Origin of the sequence: Thermosynechococcus sp. NK55a, from assembly GCF_000505665.1 — a bacterium.
Lineage (GTDB): Bacteria > Cyanobacteriota > Cyanobacteriia > Thermosynechococcales > Thermosynechococcaceae > Thermosynechococcus.
The window spans coordinates 478533-502832 of sequence record NC_023033.1 but is presented as its reverse complement, the minus strand read 5'-3'; the positions used below and the strand labels follow the sequence as shown (position 1 = coordinate 502832).

16 protein-coding genes are annotated in these 24300 nt (G+C 55.4%); 9 read left to right on the top strand and 7 right to left on the bottom strand.

Features of this window, described 5'->3' with window-relative positions; genetic code table 11:
* The first annotated feature begins 104 nt into the window (after positions 1-104).
* On the top strand, positions 105-923 hold the full coding sequence (locus NK55_RS02395; protein ID WP_024124245.1) for a carbohydrate ABC transporter permease: 819 nt from the start codon (positions 105-107) through the stop codon (positions 921-923).
* On the opposite strand, the gene NK55_RS02390 is transcribed toward NK55_RS02395, so the two are convergent.
* From NK55_RS02390 to NK55_RS02380, 3 genes are read right to left on the bottom strand one after another with little or no spacing between them, the layout of a single operon-like run.
* The gene (locus NK55_RS02390; protein ID WP_024124244.1) at positions 920-1687 is read right to left on the bottom strand and encodes a TrkA family potassium uptake protein; all 768 of its coding nucleotides are present in this window, start codon (positions 1685-1687) and stop codon (positions 920-922) included. The two genes, NK55_RS02395 and NK55_RS02390, sit on opposite strands and share 4 nt — an antisense overlap.
* Positions 1684-2733, bottom strand: coding sequence for a TrkA family potassium uptake protein (locus tag NK55_RS02385; protein WP_024124243.1), 1050 nt, complete (start codon positions 2731-2733; stop codon positions 1684-1686). The genes NK55_RS02390 and NK55_RS02385 overlap by 4 nt, the downstream gene beginning before the upstream one ends.
* A 4-nt stretch (positions 2734-2737) precedes the next feature.
* Positions 2738-4468, bottom strand: coding sequence for a succinate dehydrogenase/fumarate reductase flavoprotein subunit (locus NK55_RS02380; RefSeq protein ID WP_024124242.1), 1731 nt, complete (start codon positions 4466-4468; stop codon positions 2738-2740).
* A 339-nt stretch (positions 4469-4807) separates the two neighbouring features.
* On the opposite strand from NK55_RS02380, the gene NK55_RS02375 reads away from it, so the two are divergent.
* The 3 genes from NK55_RS02375 (at position 4808) to NK55_RS02365 (ending at position 8487) form a co-directional block, all read left to right on the top strand.
* Positions 4808-5263 carry a GNAT family N-acetyltransferase gene (locus tag NK55_RS02375; RefSeq protein WP_398508292.1) on the top strand — a complete coding sequence of 152 codons (456 nt, stop codon included), beginning with the start codon at positions 4808-4810 and terminating at the stop codon, positions 5261-5263.
* Entirely contained in the window at positions 5229-6647 is a 1419-nt protein-coding gene (dacB, locus tag NK55_RS02370) for a D-alanyl-D-alanine carboxypeptidase/D-alanyl-D-alanine-endopeptidase (RefSeq protein WP_024124240.1), read from the top strand. The genes NK55_RS02375 and dacB overlap by 35 nt, the downstream gene beginning before the upstream one ends.
* Positions 6648-6750: 103 nt before the next feature.
* Entirely contained in the window at positions 6751-8487 is a 1737-nt protein-coding gene (locus NK55_RS02365) for a diflavin flavoprotein (protein ID WP_024124239.1), read from the top strand.
* 9 nt (positions 8488-8496) lie between these two features.
* Here NK55_RS02365 and NK55_RS02360 read toward each other — a convergent pair whose 3' ends face one another.
* From NK55_RS02360 to gyrA, 4 genes are all read right to left on the bottom strand, one after another.
* Positions 8497-8946, bottom strand: coding sequence for a hemerythrin family protein (locus tag NK55_RS02360; RefSeq protein WP_024124238.1), 450 nt, complete (start codon positions 8944-8946; stop codon positions 8497-8499).
* A 120-nt stretch (positions 8947-9066) separates the two neighbouring features.
* Positions 9067-10149, bottom strand: a complete 1083-nt coding sequence (locus tag NK55_RS02355) for a class I SAM-dependent methyltransferase (RefSeq protein WP_024124237.1) — start codon at positions 10147-10149, stop codon at positions 9067-9069.
* A 49-nt stretch (positions 10150-10198) separates the two neighbouring features.
* Positions 10199-11188 (bottom strand): hopanoid-associated sugar epimerase, encoded by a 990-nt coding sequence (gene hpnA, locus NK55_RS02350; protein ID WP_024124236.1) that lies wholly within the window; start codon positions 11186-11188, stop codon positions 10199-10201.
* Positions 11185-13746, bottom strand: coding sequence for a DNA gyrase subunit A (gene gyrA, locus NK55_RS02345; protein ID WP_024124235.1), 2562 nt, complete (start codon positions 13744-13746; stop codon positions 11185-11187). Before gyrA ends, hpnA begins: the two co-directional genes overlap by 4 nt.
* Positions 13747-14123: 377 nt before the next feature.
* Here gyrA and NK55_RS02340 point away from each other — a divergent pair, with 377 nt between their 5' ends.
* The 5 genes from NK55_RS02340 to NK55_RS02320 are packed head-to-tail and all read left to right on the top strand — an operon-like array spanning position 14124 to position 24300.
* A complete protein-coding gene (locus NK55_RS02340) occupies positions 14124-18749 on the top strand; it encodes a glutamate synthase-related protein (RefSeq protein WP_024124234.1) in 4626 nt (1541 codons plus the stop codon).
* A 56-nt stretch (positions 18750-18805) separates the two neighbouring features.
* Positions 18806-21994, top strand: coding sequence for an ATP-binding protein (locus NK55_RS12305; RefSeq protein WP_024124233.1), 3189 nt, complete (start codon positions 18806-18808; stop codon positions 21992-21994).
* Positions 21994-22428 carry an urease accessory protein UreE gene (gene ureE, locus NK55_RS02330; protein WP_041428983.1) on the top strand — a complete coding sequence of 145 codons (435 nt, stop codon included), beginning with the start codon at positions 21994-21996 and terminating at the stop codon, positions 22426-22428. Before NK55_RS12305 ends, ureE begins: the two co-directional genes overlap by 1 nt.
* On the top strand, positions 22418-23113 hold the full coding sequence (locus tag NK55_RS02325) for an urease accessory protein UreF (RefSeq protein WP_024124231.1): 696 nt from the start codon (positions 22418-22420) through the stop codon (positions 23111-23113). The genes ureE and NK55_RS02325 overlap by 11 nt, the downstream gene beginning before the upstream one ends.
* An 11-nt stretch (positions 23114-23124) precedes the next feature.
* The gene (locus NK55_RS02320) at positions 23125-24300 is read left to right on the top strand and encodes a molybdopterin molybdotransferase MoeA (protein ID WP_024124230.1); all 1176 of its coding nucleotides are present in this window, start codon (positions 23125-23127) and stop codon (positions 24298-24300) included.

Sequence of the window (24300 nt, the reverse complement as noted above, 5' to 3'; positions counted from 1 at the left end):
TTGCAGATGGAAACGACAACGCTGGATTGGATGGCTGGCGGTCTAGCGATCGCCATTGTCATTGGTGGTCTGTTGATGATGTTTACCAATCTTTGGACGCGGCGATGACCCTGCGGCAAGGCTTGACCTACCTACTGTTGGGGGCGATCGCGATTGCTATGCTCCTCCCGTTGGTATGGCTCACCAGTACCGCCTTTAAGTCTGCCAATGAAGATATTTTTGCCTTTCCGCCCCGCTGGCTGCCCGCCGAACCCACATTGGCAAATGTTGTGACGGTTTGGCAAACGAATCCCTTTGGCCAGTACCTGTTCAACAGTACACTGGTGGCGGTTTTAACGGTGGCCTGTAATCTCCTGACTTCAGCCTTGGCCGCCTATCCCTTGGCACGGCTGTCCTTTCGCGGGCGGGAGGTGATTTTTACCGCCATTTTGGCCACGATCATGATTCCCTTTCAAATCATCATGATTCCCCTGTTTATTTTGGCGGTGCAGTTGGGTCTGCGCAATACCTATCTGGGAATAATGCTGCCGAGTTTGGCTTCTGCCTTTGGTATCTTTCTATTGCGGCAGGCTTTTATGGCAGTGCCCAAGGAACTAGAGGAGGCGGCTCGCCTCGATGGCTGCTCAGAATTGGGGCTGTGGTGGTTTGTGATGCTGCCTGCTATTCGCCCTGCCCTCGTTACCCTTGGGATTTTTGTTTTTATTGGCGCTTGGAGTGATTTTCTCTGGCCGCTGTTGGTTTTGGATCAACCGGAACTTTATACGCTCCCCATTGGTGTGGTGACCTTGGCGGGCACGTTTTCCTTGGATTGGCGACTCATTGCCGCTGGCTCAGTAATTTCCATTGTGCCCGTGTTCATTGTATTTATTTTCTTGCAGCGATATATAATTCCCTCACACACTGGTGCTGGCCTGAAGGGTTAACTTCTTAGGCTGCGATAGCGACTCCTCTGGCGGTGAGCATGTTGGCGGAAGAAGGTTTGAATTTCCGCTGCTCGGCCAAGGGCAATGAGGGTATCCCCCGCCGCTAGGGGCAGGGTTAAGGGGGGATGGGTCACCAAGGCGCCGTTGGGATGGCGAACAGCGACAATAATAAAGCGCCCGCGGCCTTCTGCTTCCACATCGGCGATCTCTAGCCCTGCTAGGGGCGACTCTGGGGGCAGCGTAAACTCCTCAATTTGGAGATCAAGCTGGCTGAGCAGCTCAATGAGGTGACTGCGCTCCTCTTTTTCCTCCAGAAAATCCAAGACTGTGGGGCGAGTAATGAGCTGTACCATGCGCTGGGCGCTGATACTCGAGGGCAAGACCACATGATCTGCGCCGGCAAAACGCAGTTTGGACTCTGTGGTGGGTAATTCACCGTAGGCCAAGATTTGCAATTTGGGATTGAGGCGACGGGCAATTAGCGTAATAAAGACATTGCTGGCATCATCGTCTAAAACCGCCACCAAAGTGCGAGCGCGATCTGCCCCCACGGCCAAGAGTTCATTTTCATCCATCAGATCATCACCGCGATAAAAAGGGTGCCCTGACTGCTGGGCAAGCCGTAGTCGCTGCCGCTGGTTGTCAATCACAACAAAGGGAATTTGGGCGGCGGCCAAGTTCCTCGCCAAGGTGCGACCTAGAGAACCATAGCCGCAAATGATGACGTGCTCCTTGAGCTCAGGAAGATGAGAGGGGGGTGTCATTGGGGGTAGCGGACCCGGGCGGTATACTTACGAATGAGCTTGGGGGCATCTTGGGCGTGCCCCAATAAAATCAATGTATCGCCCACTTCCACAAGGGGATTGGTGCGGGTCGGGAATAGTTGGCCATCGCTTTTGCGCAAGCCAACAATGATAAATGCCCCTTGACCGCGTACCTCCAGTCCTGTCAAGCGCGTCCCTACATAAGGGTAATCGGGGGTAATCTCCAGTTCCTCGAGGCGGGCATCAATATGGCTCAAGAGGTCGTTGAGGGTTTCGCGATCGCCCGTTTGTTCGAGGAAATCAATGCGGGGCCGCCGAATGAGGTTCGTCATTTGACTGGCGCCAATTTTTGTCGGCAAGACAATGTGATCTGCCCCTGCCAGGCGTAGCTTCGATTCTGTCGTAGCGAAATTCGCCCGCGCCACAATCAGCAAACTCGGATTCATAGAGCGCGCCGTCAGCGTAATAAAGACATTGATCGTGTCATTGGGCAGCACTGTAGCAAGGGCGATCGCCCGATCAATGCCCACCGCTTGTAGCGTTTCCTCCTCCACCGCACTTCCTAAATAGGCCAAATAGCCCGACTGGATGGCTAAATCAATGCGCTGTTCATTGACATCCAAAATCACAAAAGGGGTTTTGGTGGCGGTTAACTCCTGAGCGACCACCTGGCCAATGCGGCCAAAGCCACAGACAATAACGTGGTGCTTGAGTTTGTTAATGTCGCGGCTGGCCCGCTGCATCTCTAGGAGTTGCTTAATCTCCCCTTCGGTAAACAGTTGCACCACTGCACCGATGGTATAGACGGTTGCAGCACTGCCGGCCACAATAATCATCATGTTGAAGAAGCGTTGCGCCGGCGTAATCAGGGGTCGCACTTCGCTATAGCCAATGCCAAACACGGTGATCACGTACATATAGAGGGCATCAAGCCAGTGCCAGCCAAAGCTGGTATAGCCCGCCACTGCCACCAACATGATGAGGATAAAGAGGGTGATGCCAATAATAAAACGGTTGAGGGCAGGGGTTGCAGGTAACCGTCGCATGGCTTTAATACGTGCGCTCTTGGGGGGGAAACAGGGTAATGGTGACGGGCAGATAGTCAATTTGAATGCCGTTGCTGTTGTGATAGGTGGCTAGGGTGTGGCATAGGAAGTTGACATCATCCCGCTGGGGATAGTCCTCACGGAAGTGGGCACCACGACTCTCTTGGCGGGCAAGGGCGCTGCTTAAAATGACTTCAGCAACCACTAGGATATTGGCCAACTCAAAGGCTTCTATCAGCTCTGTGTTCCAATAGCGCTGGCGATCGTCAAGACGAATCCGGCCATAGGCAGCCTTGAGCTGTTGCAATTCCCCTAAGCCCCGCTGCATTAACTCAGCCGTGCGAAAGACACCACAGTATTGGGTCATACAATCCTGTACTTGCCGCCGCAGTTGGGCAAGGCGCAGATCCCCTGCTTGATCAAAGAGGTGTTGAATCTGCTGCTCTGCTGCTTGTAGATAGGGCTGGGGGTCCAATTGGGGGCGGGGCAGACTCGGTAAATCCTTGGCGATCGCGGCACCGGTGCGGCGGCCATAGACTATACATTCTAAGAGAGAATTACTGCCCAAGCGATTGGCACCGTGCACCGAGACACAGGCACATTCGCCGGCGGCATAAAACCCTGTCACCATTTCTGTGGCATTGGCCCGCACCTGACCATTGACATTGACCGGAATGCCCCCCATGGAGTAGTGCACTGTCGGACGCACAGGAATCGGCGCCACCACCGCATCCACCCCCGCCAAGCGATGGGCTTCCTCCCAACAGAAGGGAATGCGATTCAGGATTTTTTCGCGACCCAAGTGGCGGACATCGAGATAGACAAAAGGCCCACCCGCAGAACCATCACGGTGAATGCCCCGCCCTTCGCGAATTTCGATGGCGATCGCCCGCGAAGTAATATCACGGGGAGCCAGTTCCATACGACTGGGGGCATAGCGTGCCATAAAGCGTTCCCCCTCGGCATTGAGTAGATAAGCCCCTTCGCCGCGCACCGCCTCAGAAATTAAGACACCCGCTGGATACAACCCCGTCGGGTGAAATTGGACAAACTCCATATCCTCAAGGGGTAAGCCTGCCCGTGCCGTCATCCCTAAGCCATCCCCAGTGGAGGCAAAATCATTAGACGTGGTATTAAAGACCCGACCATAGCCCCCTGTGGCAAAAAGAATGGCGGATGCCCGCAGAATGTCCAGTTGACCCGTTTCAATGTGGTAGGCAACGACCCCCTTGGCCTGCTGCTCCTCGACAATCAGCCGCAGCACATACCACTCACTCAAAAAGGTGACATTGTACCTCAGGAGATTGCAGTAGAGTTCGTGGAGAATGGCATGACCCGTTTTGTCGGCGGCATAGCAGGTGCGCGGGTGAGTGTGACCGCCAAAGGGACGTTGGGCAATGCGGCCATCGGGCAGGCGAGAAAAGAGCACCCCCAAGTGCTCAAGGTCAATCACCACACCGGGCGCTTCTTGGGCAAGAATGGCTACAGCATCCTGATCCGCAAGAAAGTCTGACCCCTTGACCGTATCAAAGGCATGGCTTTCCCAAGAGTCTTCGGTGTCCACATTTTTGAGGGTAGCCGCAATGCCCCCTTGGGCGGCAACGGAGTGGGAACGAATGGGATGGGTTTTGGCCACAAGGGCAATGGGGGTCTCGGGGGCCAGCCGGCAAATTTCCAAAGCAGCCCGACAGCCTGCTAGGCCACCACCGACAATCACAACGCCAAAGTCTTGCATCGTCCGTTTGTTCAGCATCCTTTCCTATACTAGTTTGGCGATTAGGAGAGTGACGGCGGCAGCAAAGATGAAACCAAGATAAAAACAGTAGCAAAATGATCTTGCGCGCCTCACGCTGAATCGTTAGAGTGGCAGTACAGTTCTTTTTTCAGTGGGGTGCCTGAAGGCCGGTCTTCGCCACGACCGTTGAGGCAGAGTGGTTTTGATGCTTTTGCCTGGGTTCTCTCTCTGTGAAAAGAACTGTCATTCTACTGGAGGCAGCCGTCCTTGAGTGCATTTTTTCTTCACTATGGGGGGTGTGGGGTGCGCCATTGGTGCGATCGCGATCGGGCAGCGGTCATGCACCTCATTGCCAATGTCCTCAGTGAGTTTGGCCTCTCTTGGCAACCCGAGGGAGCCGATGCCGATGTGGTTCACGTTGAAGATTACTACCATCGCCGGGGTGGACAATTTTGGGTGGTGGAGCAAGCTGCGGAAGTCGTTGGCACAATTGCTTTCTATCCCATTCAGCGGGGCGAAGCGGCTGTGGAAATTCGCAAGATGTACCTTCATCCGCGGGTGCGTGGCCAAGGTCTAGGGACATTCCTCCTGCACCATCTGGAAGCAGCAATTCAAGCGGCGGGCTACCGCAAAATCTGGATTGAAACCGCCTCAGTGATGACTGTGGCTGTACATTTGTACGAGAAGGCGGGCTATCGGCCCGCCACGGGTGTGGAAACGCAGCGCTGCGATCGGGTCTATGTCAAGGACGTAGTGCTCCATGGTATGGCTTCGATGGCTTCTGCCCCCTGCTAGTCTTATTCTCCTGCTGGTTTCCCCTGCCGTCTTTGGTCTCTGCCGCCAAGACTTGGCTCGCGCTATTGCACAGGAGATCCAAAACCCCCAATGGCAACGGGGACAGTGGGGCATTGTGGTGCGGGATTTGAGCAGTGGCGAGGTGCTCTACAACCACCAAGGGGAAAAACTCTTTTTGGTGGCTTCGAATGTGAAGCTGACCACGGTAGCTGCCGCCCTTGACTACTGGGGAGCGAGTCATCGCTTTGTCACCACCCTGAGCGCGCGATCGCCCGACCGAACAACCCTGCGTCTTCAGGGCAGTTTTGATCCCAGTTTCAGCAGCCAAGCCCTGCAACAAATGGCCACTAGCCTTGCTCAGCAGGGGATTCGCCAGATTCAAGTCTTGGAGCTTGGCGGCGTAACACCCGTGACGATTGAACCCACATGGGCAATCGAAGACCTCACGATGGGTAATGCGGCCGTCATTCTGCGCTTAAGTATCAATCAAAATGCCCTCAACCTAGAGGTGAGACCGCAACAGTTGGGTCAACCCTTAGCCCTACGGCAGCCGGAGACTAATTTTCGAGTGGTCAATGAGACCCGCACCGTGGCTCCCTCTGAGCCGGAATTTTTGGAAAGTGAGGTGCGCGGCCAGCAGATCATTGTGCGCGGTCAACTCCATAGGGGCAGTGAGCCAGCAGAAATGCGCATTCCCCTGCGGGAGCCCATCCCCTATCTTCAGCAGCAGGTGCAGCGTGCCTTTGCCCAAGCAGGCATTCAGGTGCAGCAGATTCGCCCTGTGGAAACAGCAGAGCCGTTACCGGATTTATTGGTGCGCCATGCCTCACCCCCCCTAGGCCAGTTAATCTTGCCAATTCTCCAAGAGAGTGACAATTTCTATGCAGAAATGCTCTTTGCAGCTCTGGAGGCTGCACAACCCGGTTATCGCCAACGTTACTTGGCGCAGATTGGGGTGCAAGGGGCTGTGTTAGTGGATGGTTCCGGACTGTCGCGGCAAGATTGGCTGACCCCCAATGGTTTAGTGACGCTGTTGCAACAAATGGCGCGCACCGATCATGCCTTGCTGTGGCGGCGATCGCTCCCCCTTGCGGGGCGATCCGGAACCCTGCGCCAGCGTCTGCGGGATACGGCAGCTCAGGATCGCGTCTGGGCCAAAACAGGGACTTTGCGAGGGGTGGCTGCCCTAGCAGGCTATGTGGAACCCCTCGAGGATCGCCCCCTAGTCTTTAGCATGGTTGTCAATCAAGCAGGGGAAACAACGGCACACCTGCGTGCGGGGTTGGATCGGATGGTGGTTCTGCTCGCCCAATTGCGGGCTTGCGATCGCGCCTCAGAGGTTGGGGGCGATCGCTGGGGGCTAGGGTTCCACCGTCATTTGTAATCTAGGGAACTGCGTTATAGTGTTCTCAAAAAGGGGTGCCGAATCTTGGCGAGCAGTGCTCAGGCTGTCGGCAATCGGCGGGGTAAATTTTAGGAGGTATCCAATGCTAACGGAAACGCGTCCGCGGGACGTTCAAGTGGCGGAAATTGCACCGGGGATTTTGGTTCTGCGATCGCGCACTTGGGATCGGCTGAAGTTTGAAGTAGAATATGGCCGCCAACAGGGAACCACCTCCAATTCCTACCTCATTCAGGCCCCCCAACCCACGCTTCTAGATCCGCCGGGGGAATCCTTTACCCAGATTTATTTACAAGAACTCCAGCAGCACATTGATCTCAGTCAACTGCGGTACCTGATTCTCAGTCATGTCAACTCCAATCGCCTTGCCACCGTCAAGGTCTTGCTGGAAAAAGCGCCCCAGATCACTATTGTCTGCTCTAAGGCTGCAGCAGTGGCATTGCGCTCTGCGGTTGGTGAGCAGTTGAATCTCTGGATTCCGCGGGCGGAAACCCCCTTGGAGTTGGGGGGCGATCGCCAACTCATGTTTATTGCCGCTGCTACGCCCCGCTGGCCCGATGGTCTAATGACCGTTGATCCCCAAAATCAAATTGTGTTCAGCGACAAGCTCTTTGGTGCCCATGTCTGTGGCGATAGTCTCTACGATGAGCAGTGGAAAAAACTGGATGAGGATCGTGCCTACTACTTTGAATGTTTGCATGCAGCACAAACCCGCCAAGTGGAAAGCATTTTGGATCGCTTGGCAGAACTGACACCGCCCCCGCGCCTCTATGCCCCCGCCCACGGCCCGATTGTCAAGTTTAGCCGTAGCCGCCTCTTTCAGGACTATCGCGACTGGTGCCAAGCCCAAACGGCACAGGACACCAAGGTAGCGCTTTTCTATGCCTCTGCCTATGGCAATACGGCAATTCTGGCCAATGCGATTGCCCAGGGGCTAACCGCCGCCGGCGTTCAAGTGGAAGCTGTTAACTGTGAAACCACTCCCCCAGCGGAAATGCAAGCCTTGATCCACAGTAGCGACGGCTTTATCATTGGCTCGCCCACCCTAGGAGGGCACATGCCGACCCAGGTGCAGACCGCCTTGGGCTTTATCTTGGCAGAAGGCAGCCAAACCAAGCTGGCTGGGGTCTTTGGCTCCTACGGTTGGAGTGGCGAGGCCATTGATGACATTGAGCAAAAGCTCGTTGATGCCGGCTATACCCTTGGCTTTGAAACGCTGCGGGTGAAGTTTACCCCCACAGCTAGCGATCTGGAAAAATGCCAAATTGCTGCCAGCGAGTTTGCCCAAGCCCTGAAAAAACTGCGCAAGAGCCGCACTGTTCGCCCTCCCAGTCTAGCGGAGGCACAAGTGGATCGCACCGAACAGGCTGTGAATCGGGTGGTCGGTTCCCTGTGTGTTCTGACCACCCTACCCGAAGGGTGTTTTCACCTTACCCAAGCGGCGGCTATTTTGGTGTCGTCGGTCTCCCAAGCCTCTTTTCATCCCCCTGGCATCACGGTGTCCTTGCCCCAGGAATGGGCGGAAAGCCTCTGCCTAGTGGGCGATCGCTTTGTCTTGAATATTCTCAAGGAAGGCAGTCCCCTAGTACGTCAATTTCAGCAGGCGCAACGCCTGGGGGAGCAACAGCTAGCGACGCTTGGCCTCAAAAGCGCTGAGAGTGGTGCCCCCATTTTGCTCGATGCCCTTGCCTATTTGGAGTGCACCGTAGAGTCCCGCATGAACTGTGGCAATCACTGGCTCATCTATGCCGTGGTCGAGAGTGGCGAGTTGCTGCAAACCAGTGGCTTAACTGCAATCCAACATCGCAAAACCAGCAGTTAGCCCAGGCATCTAGAACGCGTTTTCAGCGGTTAATTCAGCCCCTTGTTGCTGCGCTAGCTCCTCGGGATGGGTGAGCAGATAAAGCATCGGCAAATCTTCTTCGCAAATATGGCGGACCACCAGAGTACCAATGGCCTCTATCGTTGCCGGCGTTAGGTTTTCAGGATGCCTGTGCACCTCCTCAAGCCGGCCACTCAAATCTCGCAGCAAATTTTGGTGAGCGGCACGGTGGGAGAGATAGAGGGGATGGTTGGCAGTAGCCATCAGGGTCTCTTCGTGCTGAAAGTGGCGTTCCGTTTCCCTGGCGCAGGCTTGTAACTGCGGCTTGACCTGGGAAAAGGTTGCCCCGGCGGCGATCGCCGAGCGTAGCTGCTGTAACATCTCCAAGAGTGCCTGATGCTCCTGATCGACCTTCGCCAAGCCAGAGACAAACGCCGCCTGCCATGCCAGCCCATCCATGAATAAACCCTCCCGATTGCAACGGGGAAAAACTATTTTGACCTATTGCCTTCAGCCTAGCCGCTTCCCATTGCAGCAGGTAGGCACTGTTACAAACCGTACTGGACTAGGGCTTTTGGGCTAAGAAGGCTTAACCGCTACCCAATACTTACTCATAAAGTGGTGCTGCACCTCTTTGACCACCAGACCCGCTTTTTCTAAGCGAATGTTGAGATCATCCTCGATATAGTTGCGGTAAAAGGGCTCGTGGAAAAGGTTGGCAAAGTTTTCCATCATCGGACGCTGCTCTGGGGAATCCAAGGCTTGAATTGAGTCACAGATGACAAAGATGCCTCCCGGCTGCAGAACGCGGGCGCATTCATAGATCACGTTTTGGCGCACGGGGGCGGGCAGTTCATGGAAGAGAAAGACACAGGTGATGGCGCTAAAATAGCTATCCACGTAGGGCAGGCTTTCAGCGTTGCCCTGAATCAGTTGCGGCAGCGCACCCGCCTGGGTCGCCAGTAGGGCGTTGGCTTTGCGCAGGTAGGCGGGGGACAAATCAAGGCCAAAGAGCACCGCCGCTGGGAAAGCGTAGCGCAGTTGTTTTAGGGTGCGACCGGTGCCACAGGCAACATCGAGAATGCGCAGGGGTGGCGCGGGGGGATGAGCAACAAAATGTTGGGCAATGGGGGCAATCACCCGCCGCCGCATTGCATCTGCCGTGCCACCAAAGAGCAGTTCCACTTGGACATCGTAGAGGTTGGCGGAGGTTTCACTGAGGTAGCCATCGGTTTGGTAGTGGAAGTTCTGCCGATAGTACTGCGGATAGTCCTCAAGGCGCAGGTTTTTAGCAAACTCCTGAAATTGGCGCGATCGCGCCCGCTGCCACATCTGCGGCAAGTCTAGCAACAGCAGGGGATAAAAGCGGAGGAACTCTTCCCAAGGGGCATCAAAGAGCAGGGCAGCAGGATAGAAACCTGCGGCGGCGTCCTGCCAATCTTGCTGGAGTAGAGTTTCGTAGCGTTCCTTGAGCCAGGCTTGCAATTCGGGGCTGAGGGGTTGCGTCCGTTCTTCCGTGGGAAAGACCGTATTCAAAAGCCGCGCACTCAGGGTTTTGTGGGCGATCGCAAAAATGTTTTTACCCCATTGCAGGGCTTGATAGCTACTGTGAAGCGTCTCTTCCACAAAGGGCAACTGAGAGGCAAAGGGCGCAACCAACATAGCTCTTAACTAAACTTCATAATTTCCATTCCCCACTATATCGCAAACCCTAGGGGCAGTACCCCCGTTCGCGGTACCAAGTCACAGCGTCCCGCAGTGCCTCATCAATCGGCGTCTGGGGCAAACCCAATTCAGCCACAGCTTTGCGGGCATCGTAAAACATTTTTTGCTGGGCCATGCGCACCCCATCCACAGGAATCGCGGGGGGTTTGCCCAAAGCCCCCAGCACCACTTCATCCAACCAAGCCACCACTAAGGGAATCCCAATGGGAATTTCGCCAAGGGGGCGCGGCAGCCCAGTCATCGCGGCTAATCGTCCCAGAATGTCTGCCAGCGTTAGGTTTTGGTGACCGAGGATGTAGCGTTCACCCGTTTTGCCTTTTTCTAAGGCCAAAAGATGACCGATCGCCACATCCCGCACATGGATCAGGTTCAACCCCGTGTTGACGTAAAAGGGCATCTGTCGCCGTAAAAAGCGCAGGATGATTTCACCGGTGGGGGTGGGCTTTGCATCCCCAGCACCAATGGGGGTACTGGGGTTGACAATCACAATATCTTGGCCTTGGGAGATTGCCTCGTGAGCCACCTGCTCTGCCCAGTACTTGGAGCGCTTGTACTCGCTGATTAGCTTTTCGGGGGGGCTTTGGTAGGCTTCGGTGGTGGGTTGGCCACTGGGATCAACACCAATGGCGGCGACGGAACTGGTGTAAACCGTGCGCTCAATACCAGCCTCACGGGCAGCGGCCAAGATGCGACGGGTGCCCTCCACATTAACGGCATAGAGAAGGCGGCGATCGCGCCGCCACAGACTGTAATGGGCTGCAACATGGAAGAGCACTTGGCACCCCTGCATCAAGGTGACGAGGTCGCTAGTGCATAAATCCCCTTGCACCAGCTCCACATCCCATGGCTTGAGATGATCGGCCCGCTGCGGTTGTCGCACCAGGGCACGGACGCGATAGCCCCTTTCTGCGAGAACCTGAGCCACATGGGTACCGACAAAGCCACTGGCACCCGTGAGAAAGGCGGTAGTGCTCAATCTGCCGCTGCCTCCATGCTACCGGGGGGCAGGACCGCTGCCGTGACAATTGCATCCTCCTCATCTAGCCGTTGCAGACGGACGCCCGTGGCCGATCGCGACTGTGAGGAAATGTCCATCACCTTTTGGCGAATGATGATACCGCGACTGGTAACAATCATCAGTTCATCCTCGGCATTGACAATCCGCAGCGCCGCCAGTTGATCCTCATTGCTTTTGGCTTTGAACTTGGTGGCGGTAATGCCCATGCCAGCGCGGTTTTGCAGCCGGAACTGTTGCACCGGTACCCGCTTGCCGTAGCCATTGGTGGTGATCACCAGTACCCAAGGGCCTTCACTGTGAACGACTGTTTCCTCAGCATCTTCACTCTCGGCACGGTCATCCTCAGGGGTGGCGGCAAAACGGTTGGCGATCGCCGCCGGTAGAATATCCATCCCCACCAGTTCATCCCCCGGCCGCAGGCTCATGGATTTGACCCCCCGGGTGGCACGGCCAAGGGGGCGCAGTTGATCGTGACTGGCGCGAAAATGAATCGCCATGCCCTGGCGCGAGCCGATGATAATGGTGTCCTCTTCGCGGGTACGGCGCACCCACCGCAGTTGATCTCCCTCTTCAAGGGAAATCGCAATCAGGCCATTGGCGCGGATATTACTAAAGGCCGCCAGTGGTGTTTTCTTAATGAAGCCCTTACGGGTGAGCATCACGAGATACTCATCTTCACTAAATTCTTGGACAGCAATGACGGAGGTAATTTTTTCCTCGCGGGGAATGGGTAGCAGTTGAACAATGGGGGTGCCGCGGGCTTGGCGGGAGCCACTGGGAATTTGGTAGGCGGGCAAGGCATAGACTAAACCGCGATCGCTAAAGAAAAGAATGCGATCGTGATCATTACAGCTAAAGAAGTGCTCAACGGCATCATCTTCCTTAATCTCTGCTCCTTTGCGTCCCCGGCCATCGCGACTTTGGGCTTCAAAGGTATCCACCGGCATCCGCTTGATGTAGCCCTGCTGGGTAACGAGAATGACGGATTTATCGTTGGCAATTAAATCGGTGTCGCTAATCTCCCCATCCGCTTGTACAATTCGCGATCGCCGCGGCGTGGCATACTTGGCCTTGAGTTCTGTCACTTCTTTTTCAATAATCTCCAGTACCCGCTGCCGATGGGCCAAAATATCCCGGTAATCGGCAATTTGCCGCTGCAGCTCCGCATGCTCCCGCTCAATTTTTTCCGCCTCTAGGGCGGTGAGGCGCCGCAGTTGCATCTGTAAAATGGCATCGGCTTGGGCCTCACTGAGGGCATAGGTTTGCATCAATTGCTGGCGAGCAAGGGCAGTGTCACTGGCGCTGCGAATGAGTTGAATCACGGCATCGAGATTGGCCAGCGCCACCAGCAATCCTTGGAGCAGGTGATCCCGTTCTTCGGCCTTGCGCAGGGCATAGCGGGTACGGCGGGCGATCGCCTCTTCGCGGAAACGAAGGAACACCTCTAAACTGCGCTTGAGGGTCAGCAGTTGCGGCTCGCCGTTGACGATCGCCAGCATATTGGCCCCAAAATTGACCTGTAGCGGCGTTTGCTTGTAAAGATTGTTCAGCACCACGCGGGGGTAGGCATCCCGCTTTAGCTCAATCACCACCCGAATCCCATCGCGATCGCTTTCGTCGCGCAGGTCGGCAATGCCCTCAATTTTTTTCTCATTGACCAACTCGGCAATTTTTTCCATCAGTGCTGCCTTGTTGGTTTGGTAGGGTAACTCCGTAACGATAATGGCCTCACGGGGTTGGCGACCCGGCGCTTCAAGGGTTTCAATCGTGGCCACTGCCCGCAGCGTAATCGAACCGCGACCGGTGGTGTAGGCCTCTTCAATCCCCCCTTGGCCGAGGATATGCCCCCCGGTGGGAAAATCAGGTCCCGGAATGTAGCGCATTAGCTCGCGATCGCTGATCTGAGGATGATGGATTAGGGCCACCAGCCCATCCACCAGTTCCCCCAAGTTATGGGGCGGGATATTCGTGGCCATCCCCACGGCAATACCGGAGGTCCCATTGAGCAGCAACTGGGGAATGCGTGCCGGTAAAACCAGGGGTTCCTGCTGGGAGCCATCAAAGTTATCCACAAAGTCCACGGTTTCCTGCTCAATGTCCTGCAACAGGGCTTCCGTGGCCAGGGCTTGCAGCCGACACTCGGTGTACCGCATTGCCGCCGGTGGATCGTTGTCAATGGAGCCAAAGTTGCCATGACCCTCAATGAGGGGGTGACGCATGGAGAAGTCCTGAGCCATCCGCACCAGGGCATCATAGACCGCCGAATCGCCGTGGGGGTGATATTTCCCTAGCACTTCCCCCACCACACGGGCACATTTGCGAAAGGGGCGATCGCTGGTCAGCCCCAACTCGTGCATTGCATAAAGAATCCGGCGGTGGACGGGTTTGAGACCATCGCGGGCATCGGGAAGGGCACGCCCAACAATGACGCTCATGGCATATTCAAGGTAGGAGCGCGAAATTTCCTCCCGTAACTCAGTGGGAATGATCCGAGAAGAATCAGCAGCAAAGCTCATGGGCGTGTTCTACCAAGCAATTGATCTGGAAGCCTTGTTGTTCAGGTGGAAAATTTAATGATATCACGCTCCCCCGAAGCCAACCTCAACCCCTCTCTGCTGCGGCATTCTAGCCCTCAAGTCCGCCGCGGCGAGCGCTGGTTTTGCTGGGCCGATGGCCAAACCTTAACAATCTCTTGCTTTGGCGTTTCTGGATCCAAAAGAAACCCCTATAATAGCGAAAGACCCTATACGTTGCTCCATTGCCAGCACTCTCTAATCCCTAACTGTCGCCTTGGCTCACCCGTGGGAGTCGTGGCGTTTTTCAGTCCCTAGAGCAGGTTGCTGTTGCCAAGACAACGTTTGAATCCCTCAGTCGATTGAACGCTTTCAGACCCATGCAACAATCCACCTTTGCTTCCTCCGTGCATCAAGTTGGTTACCATGGACAGCCTTGGCTTGTGGCCGAGCGAGATGCCTGTGGTGTGGGTTTTGTTGCCCATCGCAAGGGGGTGGCCAGTCACCGCATCTTGACCCAAGCCCTTGAGGGATTGACCTGCCTTGAACACCGGGGGGGCTGCAGTGCCGATCGCGATTCCGGGGATGGCGCTGGCATCATGACGGCGATTCCGTGGGAATTGTTGCCGGAGTTTGGTGTGCCGCGACAGCGGATTGGGGTGGCGATGATCTTTTTACCCCAAGGGGCGGCAACAGCAGTGGCCAAAGCCATTGTTGAAAAAGTCCTCGGTGAAAATGAGCTGCGCCTGTTGGGCTGGCGACCTGTGCCCGTGAACCCCAGTGTGTTGGGGGTGCAAGCAAAACAAACTCAGCCTCAGATTGAGCAGCTTTTTGTGGCTTCGAGCAAAGCCAGTGGCGATGAACTGGAGCGGCAACTCTATTTGACCCGCAAGCGCATTGAGCGCGCGATCGCCCAAACAAAAGCCGACTGGCAACGGGACTTTTATATTTGTTCCTTTTCGACCCGCACGATTGTCTATAAGGGCATGGTGCGATCGGTGGTGCTGGCCCAGTTTTACGACGATCTACGCAACCCGAAGTACATTACCCCCTTTGCTTTGTATCACCGGCGCTTTAGTACCAACACAATGCCCAAGTGGGCCTTGGCGCAACCAATGCGGATGCTGGGGCACAATGGCGAAATCAATACCCTCCTAGGGAATATTAACTGGATGCGGGCGCGCTCTGCTCAATTGAGCCATCCCTACTGGGGAGATGCCTTTGCCGACCTGCTGCCCATTGTTAATGCCGAAAACAGCGACTCCGCGAACCTCGACAACGTTCTTGAACTGCTGGTGCAATCGGGACGACAGCCCTTGCAGGCAATGATGATGCTGGTTCCCGAGGCCTATCAAAATCAGCCCGATTTGGCGGATCACCCAGAGGTGGTGGACTTTTATGAATACTACGGCGGCCTTCAAGAGGCTTGGGATGGTCCTGCCTTGGTGGCCTTTTCCGATGGCAAAATTGTCGGCGCCACCCTCGATCGCAATGGCCTGCGACCCGCCCGCTACACCCTCACCAGTGATGACCTAGTGATTGTGGCTTCGGAGGCGGGCAGTATTCAAATTGACGAAGCAACGGTGATTGAAAAAGGCCGTCTAGGCCCCGGGCAGATGATTGCCGTTGACTTGGAGCACCAAGAACTGCTCACCAACTGGCAAATCAAGCAGCGGGTGGCGCAGCAGCAGCCCTACGGTGAATGGCTGAAAACCTATCGCCAAGAGCTTACTCCCCAACCCTACGGCGAAGCCCCCACACTTGATCCGCAAACCTGCCTGCAACAGCAAATGGCCTTTGGCTTCAGTGCCGAAGATGTGGAAATGATCATTGAGGCCATGGCGAAGGACGGCAAGGAACCCACCTTCTGCATGGGGGACGACATTCCCTTGGCGGTGCTGTCTCAGCAACCCCACTTGCTCTACGACTACTTCAAACAGCGCTTTGCCCAAGTGACCAATCCCGCCATTGATCCGCTGCGGGAAAAACTGGTGATGTCACTGGTGACTCGCCTTGGTAAGCGAGGGAATCTGCTCGTTGAAAGGCCGGAACATGCTCGCCTCCTGCAACTCAATTCACCCCTGATCAACGAGGCGGAGCTAGAGGAAATTCTCAAGGCCCCCTTTGGCGCCACTCGCCTTTCAACGCAGTTTGCGATCGCCGGGGGGCCTGCGGCGCTTGAGGCTGCTGTGGATCGGCTCTGCGCACAGGCCGCCGCTGCAGTGGCAGCAGGTGCCGAAATCCTGGTGCTCAGCGATCGCCACAACCTTGCCGGCGAACCCCATCTTTTGGATGCGGACACCTCCTACATTCCGCCCCTATTGGCCGTCGGTGCAGTGCACCACCACTTGATTGCCCAGGGCATTCGCCGGCGGGTCTCCCTGGTGGTGGAAACCGCTCAATGCTGGAGTACCCATCACTTTGCCTGTCTGATTGGCTATGGGGCGGGGGCAGTGTGTCCCTACCTGAGCTGGGAAACGATTCGCCAGTGGTGGCATAGCGATCGCACCCAAAGCTTGATGGCCAAGGGCAAACTACCGCAGCTGACGCTGCAACAGGTGCAGGCCAACTATCGCAAAGCAGTCGAGGAGGGACTCCTAAAAATCCTCTCCAAGATGGGCATCTCTTTGATTGCTAGTTACCGCGGTGCCCAAATTTTTGAGGCCATTGGCATTGGCGATGACCTGCTCAAGAAGGCCTTCGTTGGCACCACGTCGCGGGTGGGGGGTCTTACCCTCCAAGACTTGGCTCAAGAAACAATTGCCTTTCACCACAAGGCCTTCCCCGAACTCACCGCCAAGAAACTGGAGAACTTTGGCTTTGTCCAATTCCGTCCTGGTGGCGAGTACCACATGAATAATCCGGAGATGGCCAAGGCACTCCACAAGGCGGTGAGTAGCAATAGCTATGACCATTACGAGGTCTATCGTCGCCAACTCACCGGTCGGGTACCCACAGCACTGCGGGATCTATTAGACTTCCAAAGCGATCGCCCCAGTATTCCCCTAGAGGAGGTTGAACCCGCCAGTGAAATTGTCAAACGCTTCTGTACGGGGGGGATGTCTTTGGGGGCCCTCTCGCGGGAAGCGCATGAGGTGCTAGCGATCGCCATGAACCGCCTCGGCGCCAAATCCAACTCCGGCGAGGGCGGTGAAGATCCCATTCGTTTTCAAGTGCTCACGGATGTGGATGCCCAGGGGCACTCTCCCCAATTTCCCCATCTGCGGGGCTTGCGCAATGGCGATACCGCTAGCTCAGCAATTAAACAGGTAGCCTCCGGTCGCTTTGGCGTCACCCCCGAGTATTTGATCAATGCCCAGCAAATTGAAATTAAGATTGCCCAGGGGGCGAAACCGGGGGAAGGGGGGCAACTGCCGGGCAGCAAAGTCAGCCCCTACATTGCCATGCTGCGGCGCTCCAAGCCGGGGGTGTCTTTGATCTCACCGCCGCCCCACCACGACATTTACTCCATTGAGGATTTGGCGCAACTCATCTTTGATCTGCATCAGATCAACCCCCAAGCGCAAGTCTCTGTGAAGCTGGTGGCCGAAATTGGTATTGGTACGATTGCTGCTGGAGTCGCCAAGGCCAACGCCGATGTGATTCAAATTTCCGGTCACGATGGTGGCACTGGCGCGTCACCCCTAAGTTCGATTAAGCATGCCGGCAGTCCCTGGGAACTGGGCCTAACGGAGGTGCACCGCGTTCTCCTAGAAAACCAACTGCGCGATCGCGTGATTCTGCGGGTGGATGGTGGCCTCAAGTGTGGCTGGGATGTGGTCATGGGAGCCCTGATGGGTGCCGAGGAATTTGGGTTTGGTTCGGTGGCCATGATTGCTGAGGGCTGTATCATGGCGCGGATTTGCCACACCAATAACTGCCCCGTGGGGGTGGCTACTCAAAAAGAGGACCTGCGCAAGCGTTTCCCCGGCCTCCCTGAGCATGTGGTGAACTTTTTCCTCTTTATTGCTGAAGAGGTGCGCTCCATTCTGGCAAAACTGGGCTACCGCACCCTCAATGAGATCATTGGCCGCGCCGATTTACTGGTGCCGCGGCAGGATGTCACCCTGACCAAGACTGGCCCCCTGAATTTGGCTTGCCTGACAAAGCTGCCCGATACGCGGAGCGATCGCCGCTGGTTGCAGCACGAAACCGTGCACAGTAACGGTGCCGTGCTCGATGATGAAATTTTGGCACGCCCAGAGGTGCAAGCCGCCATTGAGAAGCAGCAAACCGTTGAACTAGAGCTGCCCATTGTCAACACCGATCGCACCGTGGGGGCACGCATTGCCGGTGTCATTGCCAAAAAGTACGGCAACACTGGTTTTGAAGGTCAGATTACCCTCAACTTCCGAGGCAGTGCTGGCCAGAGCTTTGGGGCCTTCAATTTGCCGGGGATGATTCTGAACCTCACCGGCGAGGCCAACGATTACGTGGGCAAGGGAATGCACGGGGGTGAAATCATTATCAAGCCCCCTGCCAATGCCCCTTACGCAGCTGCGGACAACGTCATTATTGGCAATACCTGCCTCTATGGCGCCACGGGTGGGTTCCTCTTTGCCAATGGCCGTGCTGGTGAGCGCTTTGCTGTTCGCAACTCCAAGGCCTATGCGGTTGTGGAGGGCACAGGGGATCACTGTTGTGAATACATGACCGGTGGGGTGGTTGTGGTCTTGGGTACCACGGGTCGCAATGTGGCTGCCGGTATGACGGGGGGCTTGGCCTACGTTTTGGATGAAGCCGGTAACTTCCCCGCCAAGGTCAACCCTGAAATTGTCAAGCTGCAGCGGGTCACCTCTGCCATTGGCGCCGCTCAACTCAAGCAACTCATTATTGCCCACCACGAGCGCACGGGCAGTGCCAAGGCGGCCATGATTCTCGAGCGATGGGAGCAGTATTTGCCCCTCTTTTGGCAGGTGGTGCCGCCCTCGGAAGCCAATACACCGGAGGTGGTGGGGGAGGCAGCACCCCAGACGGATAGTAAAGTCCTGAGTCCCCTTTCCTAAAGCCTTGCTCTTTTCTAGCTAGCCTAAAATAAAAAAAACATAGGGGGGCGATCGCCATGCTCAGCAAGCTATCCTTTCGCCATAAGCTCTTGCTGGGAACGCTATTGCCCATTGTGGTCATCTACACTGGCCTCTTTCTCTACATTCGCTCGCGGGTCATCCGCCGCAGTACCGCTGACTATGAAGCGTGGCAGCGGGAATTAGCGTCACTCTATGCCCAGCAATTTAGCAATGCTCTACAGGAAATCACGGGGCTGGCAACCACCAGTGCCAATGCCTTAGAAGCGTTTCCTGCCGTCCGTGAGGAGGAGCTGTATTCATTTCTGCGTCGCAATCTCAAAATCAGCCGTTTAGCCTATGGGACAGCAATCGCTTTCACCCCCTACAGCTTCTCCCCTCGCAAACGCTTATTTGCCCCCTACGTCTACAGAGACATACATCGCAACAGACTGGTACAAAAGGACACTGGGCGCATCTACGACTACACCCAGGTCAGATGGGACTGGTACAGGGAAGCTATCCGCACTGGCCAACCGCAATGGAGTGATCCCTACTTCGATGCAGGGGCAGGTAATGCCTGGATGGTGACCTATGCCGTTCCCTTTTACCGCCAGGGGCAAATTCGCGGTGTTGCCACGGTGGATGTGGCACTGCCAACGCTGCAACAGGAAATCGATATCCAAGGGCTACGGCAGGCGCAGTTTTTTGTTCTGGATCGCAAGGGACGGATTATCTTCCACGGGGATCCTCAGCTCATTGGCCAGTCAATCCTCTACATTGCCAAGGAGTACAACCGCAGTGATCTGGCGGCTTTGGCTAAAGCGATGATCAGTGGCCACAGTGGCCATCTTTGGATGACTGATTGGGTCTCCAATGAGCAGCAATGGTTTTTTTACACCCCAATTCCCGAAGTTGGTTGGAGCCTGGCCATCCGGGTGAGGGAAGAGGCGCTGCTGGATTTTATTCATCAAGAAACATGGGCAGGTCTGCTGATACTCGTCGTCTCTTTTGGTTTGATTAGTCTGGTGACTTTGGGGGTTACCGGCTATATGGTGCGCCCAATTCAGAGGTTGGCTGCCGCTGCTCACAAAATTGCCCTCGGCAATCTGGACATTGCAGAGGAGGTAGATACCCACAGCCAAGACGAGTTGGGGAACCTCGGTCGCACCTTTGTGGATATGGCGGCACAACTCCAGGAGAGTTTTGATGAACTCCACCACTTTAATCAGCGGCTTGAAGAAAAGGTGAAACAGCGTACTGCTGCCCTTGAGGCCGCCAACCAACAACTGAGCGAAAAAGAACGGGTGCTCCATGACCACAATGTTGCCCTTGTTCAGCTCAGCCAATCTCCCCATGTACAGCAGGGGCACTTTCGCATGGCCTTGCAGGAGATTATTCAGGTCACAGCAACAACACTGCGCGTCCAGCGGGCTTCGGCATGGGAACTCCAGGGCGATCGCCTGAAGTGTGTTGTGCAGTATGACCCCGCCGCCAATAACCATTCTCAACCCACGTACCTCACCCATTCCCCCTATCCGGAGTACCTAAAACTGCTGCGTACGGGTGAACCCCTTGTCGTCAATGATTTACTCACGGATCCGCGCACCCACGAACTGCGGGAGTATGCCAGAGTGCAACGGGTGTATTCCCGCATTGATGCCCCGATCATCTTCAATGGCCAATTATTGGGAGTGATCTGTGTTGAGAGTATTGGTGAGCATCGGGTTTGGCTAGTGGAGGAACGCAGTTTTGTCTCCAATGTCGCTGATATTGTGACCATTGCCCTTGCTGCTCATCAACGCCATCAAGCGGAGCGGGAGCTGCTCAAGGCTAAGGAAGCCGCGGAGGCCGCCAATAAAGCCAAAAGTATTTTCCTGGCCAATATGAGCCATGAACTGCGCACCCCCCTCAATGCCATTCTCGGCTTTAGTCAAATTTTGCTCAGCGATCGCACCCTTGCACCGCAGCATCGCCAAACCCTTGAAAAGATTAATCGCAGTGGCGAACACCTGCTGGGTTTGATTAACGATGTCCTAGACATGGCCAAAATTGAGGCTGGACGGATGATACTTCAGAAAACCACCTTTGATTTGCGGCGGATGCTGCGGGATCTGGAAGAGATGCTGAAGGTGCGAGCTGAAGCCAAGGGGTTACGTCTGGTCTTTGATTTGCCTGCTAATCTGCCTGTGGCGGTGACGACCGATGAAATGAAGCTCCGCCAGGTGTTAGTCAACCTCCTGGGAAATGGCATTAAATTCACCAAGGAGGGGAGCGTCTGCCTCAAGGTCAGCTATCCAGCCCCAGATCCCCCTCGCCTTGCCTTTGAAGTCAGTGATACAGGTATTGGCATGACTCCGCAGGAGTTGAAGATGCTTTTTCAGCCCTTTGTCCAAACCGATAGCAGTAAAAAAGTCAGCGAAGGTACCGGTCTGGGGTTGGCCATTAGCCGCCAGTTTGTGCAATTGATGGGGGGGAATATTCAGGTGCGTAGCACCAAGGGGAAAGGCAGCCACTTCTACTTCGAAGTGCCAATTGACCTTGGAGATCCCCGATCGCTACAGCAGGAAAAGGCACAAGCTATTGTTGGCCTGCGATCGCCCACCTCAGAAGTCCGCATTCTGGTGGTGGATGATATTCCTGAAAATCGCCAACTCCTCACTCAACTCCTAGAACCGGTCGGATTTCGTTGTCGCGAAGCTAGCAATGGTCAAGAGGCAGTGGAGATCTGGCGAGCATGGCAGCCCCATGCCATTCTCATGGATATTCGGATGCCCGTCATGGACGGTAAAACGGCCACGCGACAGATCAAGAAAGAAGTGGGCGATCGCCTGCGGCGCGGCGAAGTCGTCTGCTCCCCGAAAATTCTTGCCGTTACCGCCAGTAGCTTTGAGCAGGACAAACAGGAACTGCTGAATCTTGGTTGTGATGACTATATTGCCAAGCCCTTCCGTCCGCAAACGATTTTTGAACAACTCGCCGCCCAGTTGCACCTAGAGTATGCCTACGAGGATGCCCTATCCCCCCCAAGTGCCCCCCCTCCTCAGGGACTTGATCCAGCCGCCTTAATGGTGATGCCTCGCCCTTGGATTGCTGAACTCCAAGCCGCCGCCAAAAAGCTCAATGCCAAACGTATTCGCGAACTGATTGCTGAGATCCCACCCGAAGAAGCCGCCTTGATTGCCGGTCTGCAGCAACTAGTGAAAACATTTCGCTTTGATAAGATTGTTGAATTAACGCTGATTTAATGTTCACACTGACGCAACTTTGCCCTACACCATTGGAAAATGCCCGTCAGTTGCACCTCTCATTGACCGCAGAGGAACGGTGTCGCAGTCGTCTCCATTGCCACAGTGATGAGGGGGAGTCACTGTATCTGAAGCTGCCCCGTCAAATCACCCTACAGCCGGGCGATCGCCTTCGGGACGAGGACGGCACGGTGGTAGTCACAGTTCACGCCAAACCCGAACCCACGCTAAAGGTGATGGCTACCACTCCCCTTGACCTTCTACAGGCCGCTTACCATCTCGGGAATCGCCACGTCCCCTTGGAAATTCACGCCGATTATCTTCGCTTGGGCGCAGATTCCGTGTTGCAAACCATGCTTGAACAGCGGGGCTTGACGGTGACGTTTGAAGTCGCTCCCTTTTGTCCCGAACGCGGTGCCTACCATGCTCACTGATTCAGCGCTTTTAGCCTTGCTTCAGTGGGCGAGTCCGGCTCTACCGATTGGCGGCTTTAACTACTCCGAGGGCTTGGAGACTCTCATTGCCCAAGGCAAGATCACCTCAGCAGCAGCCCTACAGGACTGGCTAAGCTTTGAACTGGCCTTTGGCAGTGCCCACTTGGAAACAGTAGTCATGGTGCGGGTCTATCGAGCGATCGCCAAGGGTGATTTTGACGCCGTTCACCAGTGGAATGCATGGCTCTCGGCTGCCCGCGAAAGTGCCGAACTGCGCGCCCAAAATTGGCAAATGGGAACAGCATTGATCAACCTTGTCGCTGCCCTCGGTCGCTTACCCCCCGAACTTCAGACTGGCCAGCCCTACCCTTGGAATACCAGTGTTGCCTTTTGTATTGCCGCTGCCCTTGCAGACATTCCCCTAGAAAACGCACTTTTAGGCTATCTCCACAGTTGGGTCACCACCCTGATCAATGCAACGGTGAAACTGATTCCCCTTGGTCAGACAGCAGGGCAAGTACTCCTGTGCCAACTTCAGCCGCAAATTCAGCAGACGGTACAGCAAAGCTTAAATGTGACTGACCATCACTTAGACGATAACTTAAACTTAGAAAGCTGTACGTTGGGCTTAGCCCTCGCCAGTATGCAGCACGAAACGCTCTACTGCCGCCTATTTCGGAGTTAATTGTCTAGCCCATGATTTCCGTTGAAACAGCCGTTGACCTTATTCAGCAGCATTTGCCCGCTTGGGGCACAGAGATCATTTCCTTGACTGAGCCTTGGTACAGCAGACTGGCGGTAGCGATTACCAGCGATCGCCCCTACCCGCCCATTGACCGCATCATGGTGGATGGCATTGCCCTTAACTGGGCAGCCTATCAGTCTGGTCAGCGTGCTTTTCCGATTCTGGGGGTGGTTCCCGCGGGTGAAGTACCGCCAACACTCACGGATACGCAAGCCTGTTTTGAAGTTATGACCGGTGCGGCCTTGCCCCAAGGCTGTGATCTGGTGATTCCCTATGAAGCCCTAGAGATTCGCGACGGTGTTGCCCATATCCTACGTGCGGCAGCGTGGTCGTCCTATCAATTTGTCCACCGCTGTGGCAGTGATGCTGCTGCCGGTCAACCCGTTTTGGCCGCTGGTACCCCTTTGCACAGTCCGGCGTGGGGCATTCTTGCCTCTGTGGGACAGACCGAAGTGTGTGTTCAGCGCACCCCCCGCACCCAAATCATTGCTACAGGCAATGAACTGATTGCGCCCCACGAAACACCCCAGCCCCATCAGCTGCGACTCTCCAATGCCTATGCTCTGATGGCCGCCCTCAAGCACCAAGGCTATACCCAAGTCAGCATCACCCATTTGCCCGATGATCCAGTACAACTGGCAACCCACTATTGCCAAGCGAGCCAAGACTACGACCTTCTGATTTACTGCGGTGGCGTTTCCAAGGGTAAGTTTGACTATCTGCCACAACTCTGGCGCAATCAAGGTGTCCAGCAGTATATCCACGGTGTTGCCCAGCGTCCTGGAAAGCCTCTCTGGTTTGGCGTGGATCACCGCCAGCAAACGGCCGTATTTGGTTTGCCGGGGAACCCGGTTTCCAGTTTGGTATGTTTACACCGCTATCTATTGGACATTCCGCCCCTCTATGCCCGCTTGGCTGCTCCCTTCTACTTTGAGAAACCCTTAACCTACTTTTTACCCGTTAAACTAGAAACTACAAAAACCGCTGAGCTGATTGCCCACCCTCGGCCGATGCAAAATTCTGGTGATTTTTTGGTTTTGGCTGATAGCGATGGATTTTTAGAACTGCCTGCCTCTCAAGAAGCCTTTGCCGCGGGCGAGTGCTATCGCTATTTTCCGTGGAGTTAG

Coding starts and splice junctions, on each gene's coding strand:
- NK55_RS02395 (WP_024124245.1), top strand. CDS start 105: ATGACCCTGCGGCAAGGCTTGACCTACCTACTGTTGGGGGCGATCGCG.
- NK55_RS02390 (WP_024124244.1), bottom strand. CDS start 1,687: ATGACACCCCCCTCTCATCTTCCTGAGCTCAAGGAGCACGTCATCATT.
- NK55_RS02385 (WP_024124243.1), bottom strand. CDS start 2,733: ATGCGACGGTTACCTGCAACCCCTGCCCTCAACCGTTTTATTATTGGC.
- NK55_RS02380 (WP_024124242.1), bottom strand. CDS start 4,468: ATGCAAGACTTTGGCGTTGTGATTGTCGGTGGTGGCCTAGCAGGCTGT.
- NK55_RS02375 (WP_398508292.1), top strand. CDS start 4,808: ATGCACCTCATTGCCAATGTCCTCAGTGAGTTTGGCCTCTCTTGGCAA.
- dacB (WP_024124240.1), top strand. CDS start 5,229: ATGGTATGGCTTCGATGGCTTCTGCCCCCTGCTAGTCTTATTCTCCTG.
- NK55_RS02365 (WP_024124239.1), top strand. CDS start 6,751: ATGCTAACGGAAACGCGTCCGCGGGACGTTCAAGTGGCGGAAATTGCA.
- NK55_RS02360 (WP_024124238.1), bottom strand. CDS start 8,946: ATGGATGGGCTGGCATGGCAGGCGGCGTTTGTCTCTGGCTTGGCGAAG.
- NK55_RS02355 (WP_024124237.1), bottom strand. CDS start 10,149: ATGTTGGTTGCGCCCTTTGCCTCTCAGTTGCCCTTTGTGGAAGAGACG.
- gyrA (WP_024124235.1), bottom strand. CDS start 13,746: ATGAGCTTTGCTGCTGATTCTTCTCGGATCATTCCCACTGAGTTACGG.
- NK55_RS02340 (WP_024124234.1), top strand. CDS start 14,124: ATGCAACAATCCACCTTTGCTTCCTCCGTGCATCAAGTTGGTTACCAT.
- NK55_RS12305 (WP_024124233.1), top strand. CDS start 18,806: ATGCTCAGCAAGCTATCCTTTCGCCATAAGCTCTTGCTGGGAACGCTA.
- ureE (WP_041428983.1), top strand. CDS start 21,994: ATGTTCACACTGACGCAACTTTGCCCTACACCATTGGAAAATGCCCGT.
- NK55_RS02325 (WP_024124231.1), top strand. CDS start 22,418: ATGCTCACTGATTCAGCGCTTTTAGCCTTGCTTCAGTGGGCGAGTCCG.
- NK55_RS02320 (WP_024124230.1), top strand. CDS start 23,125: ATGATTTCCGTTGAAACAGCCGTTGACCTTATTCAGCAGCATTTGCCC.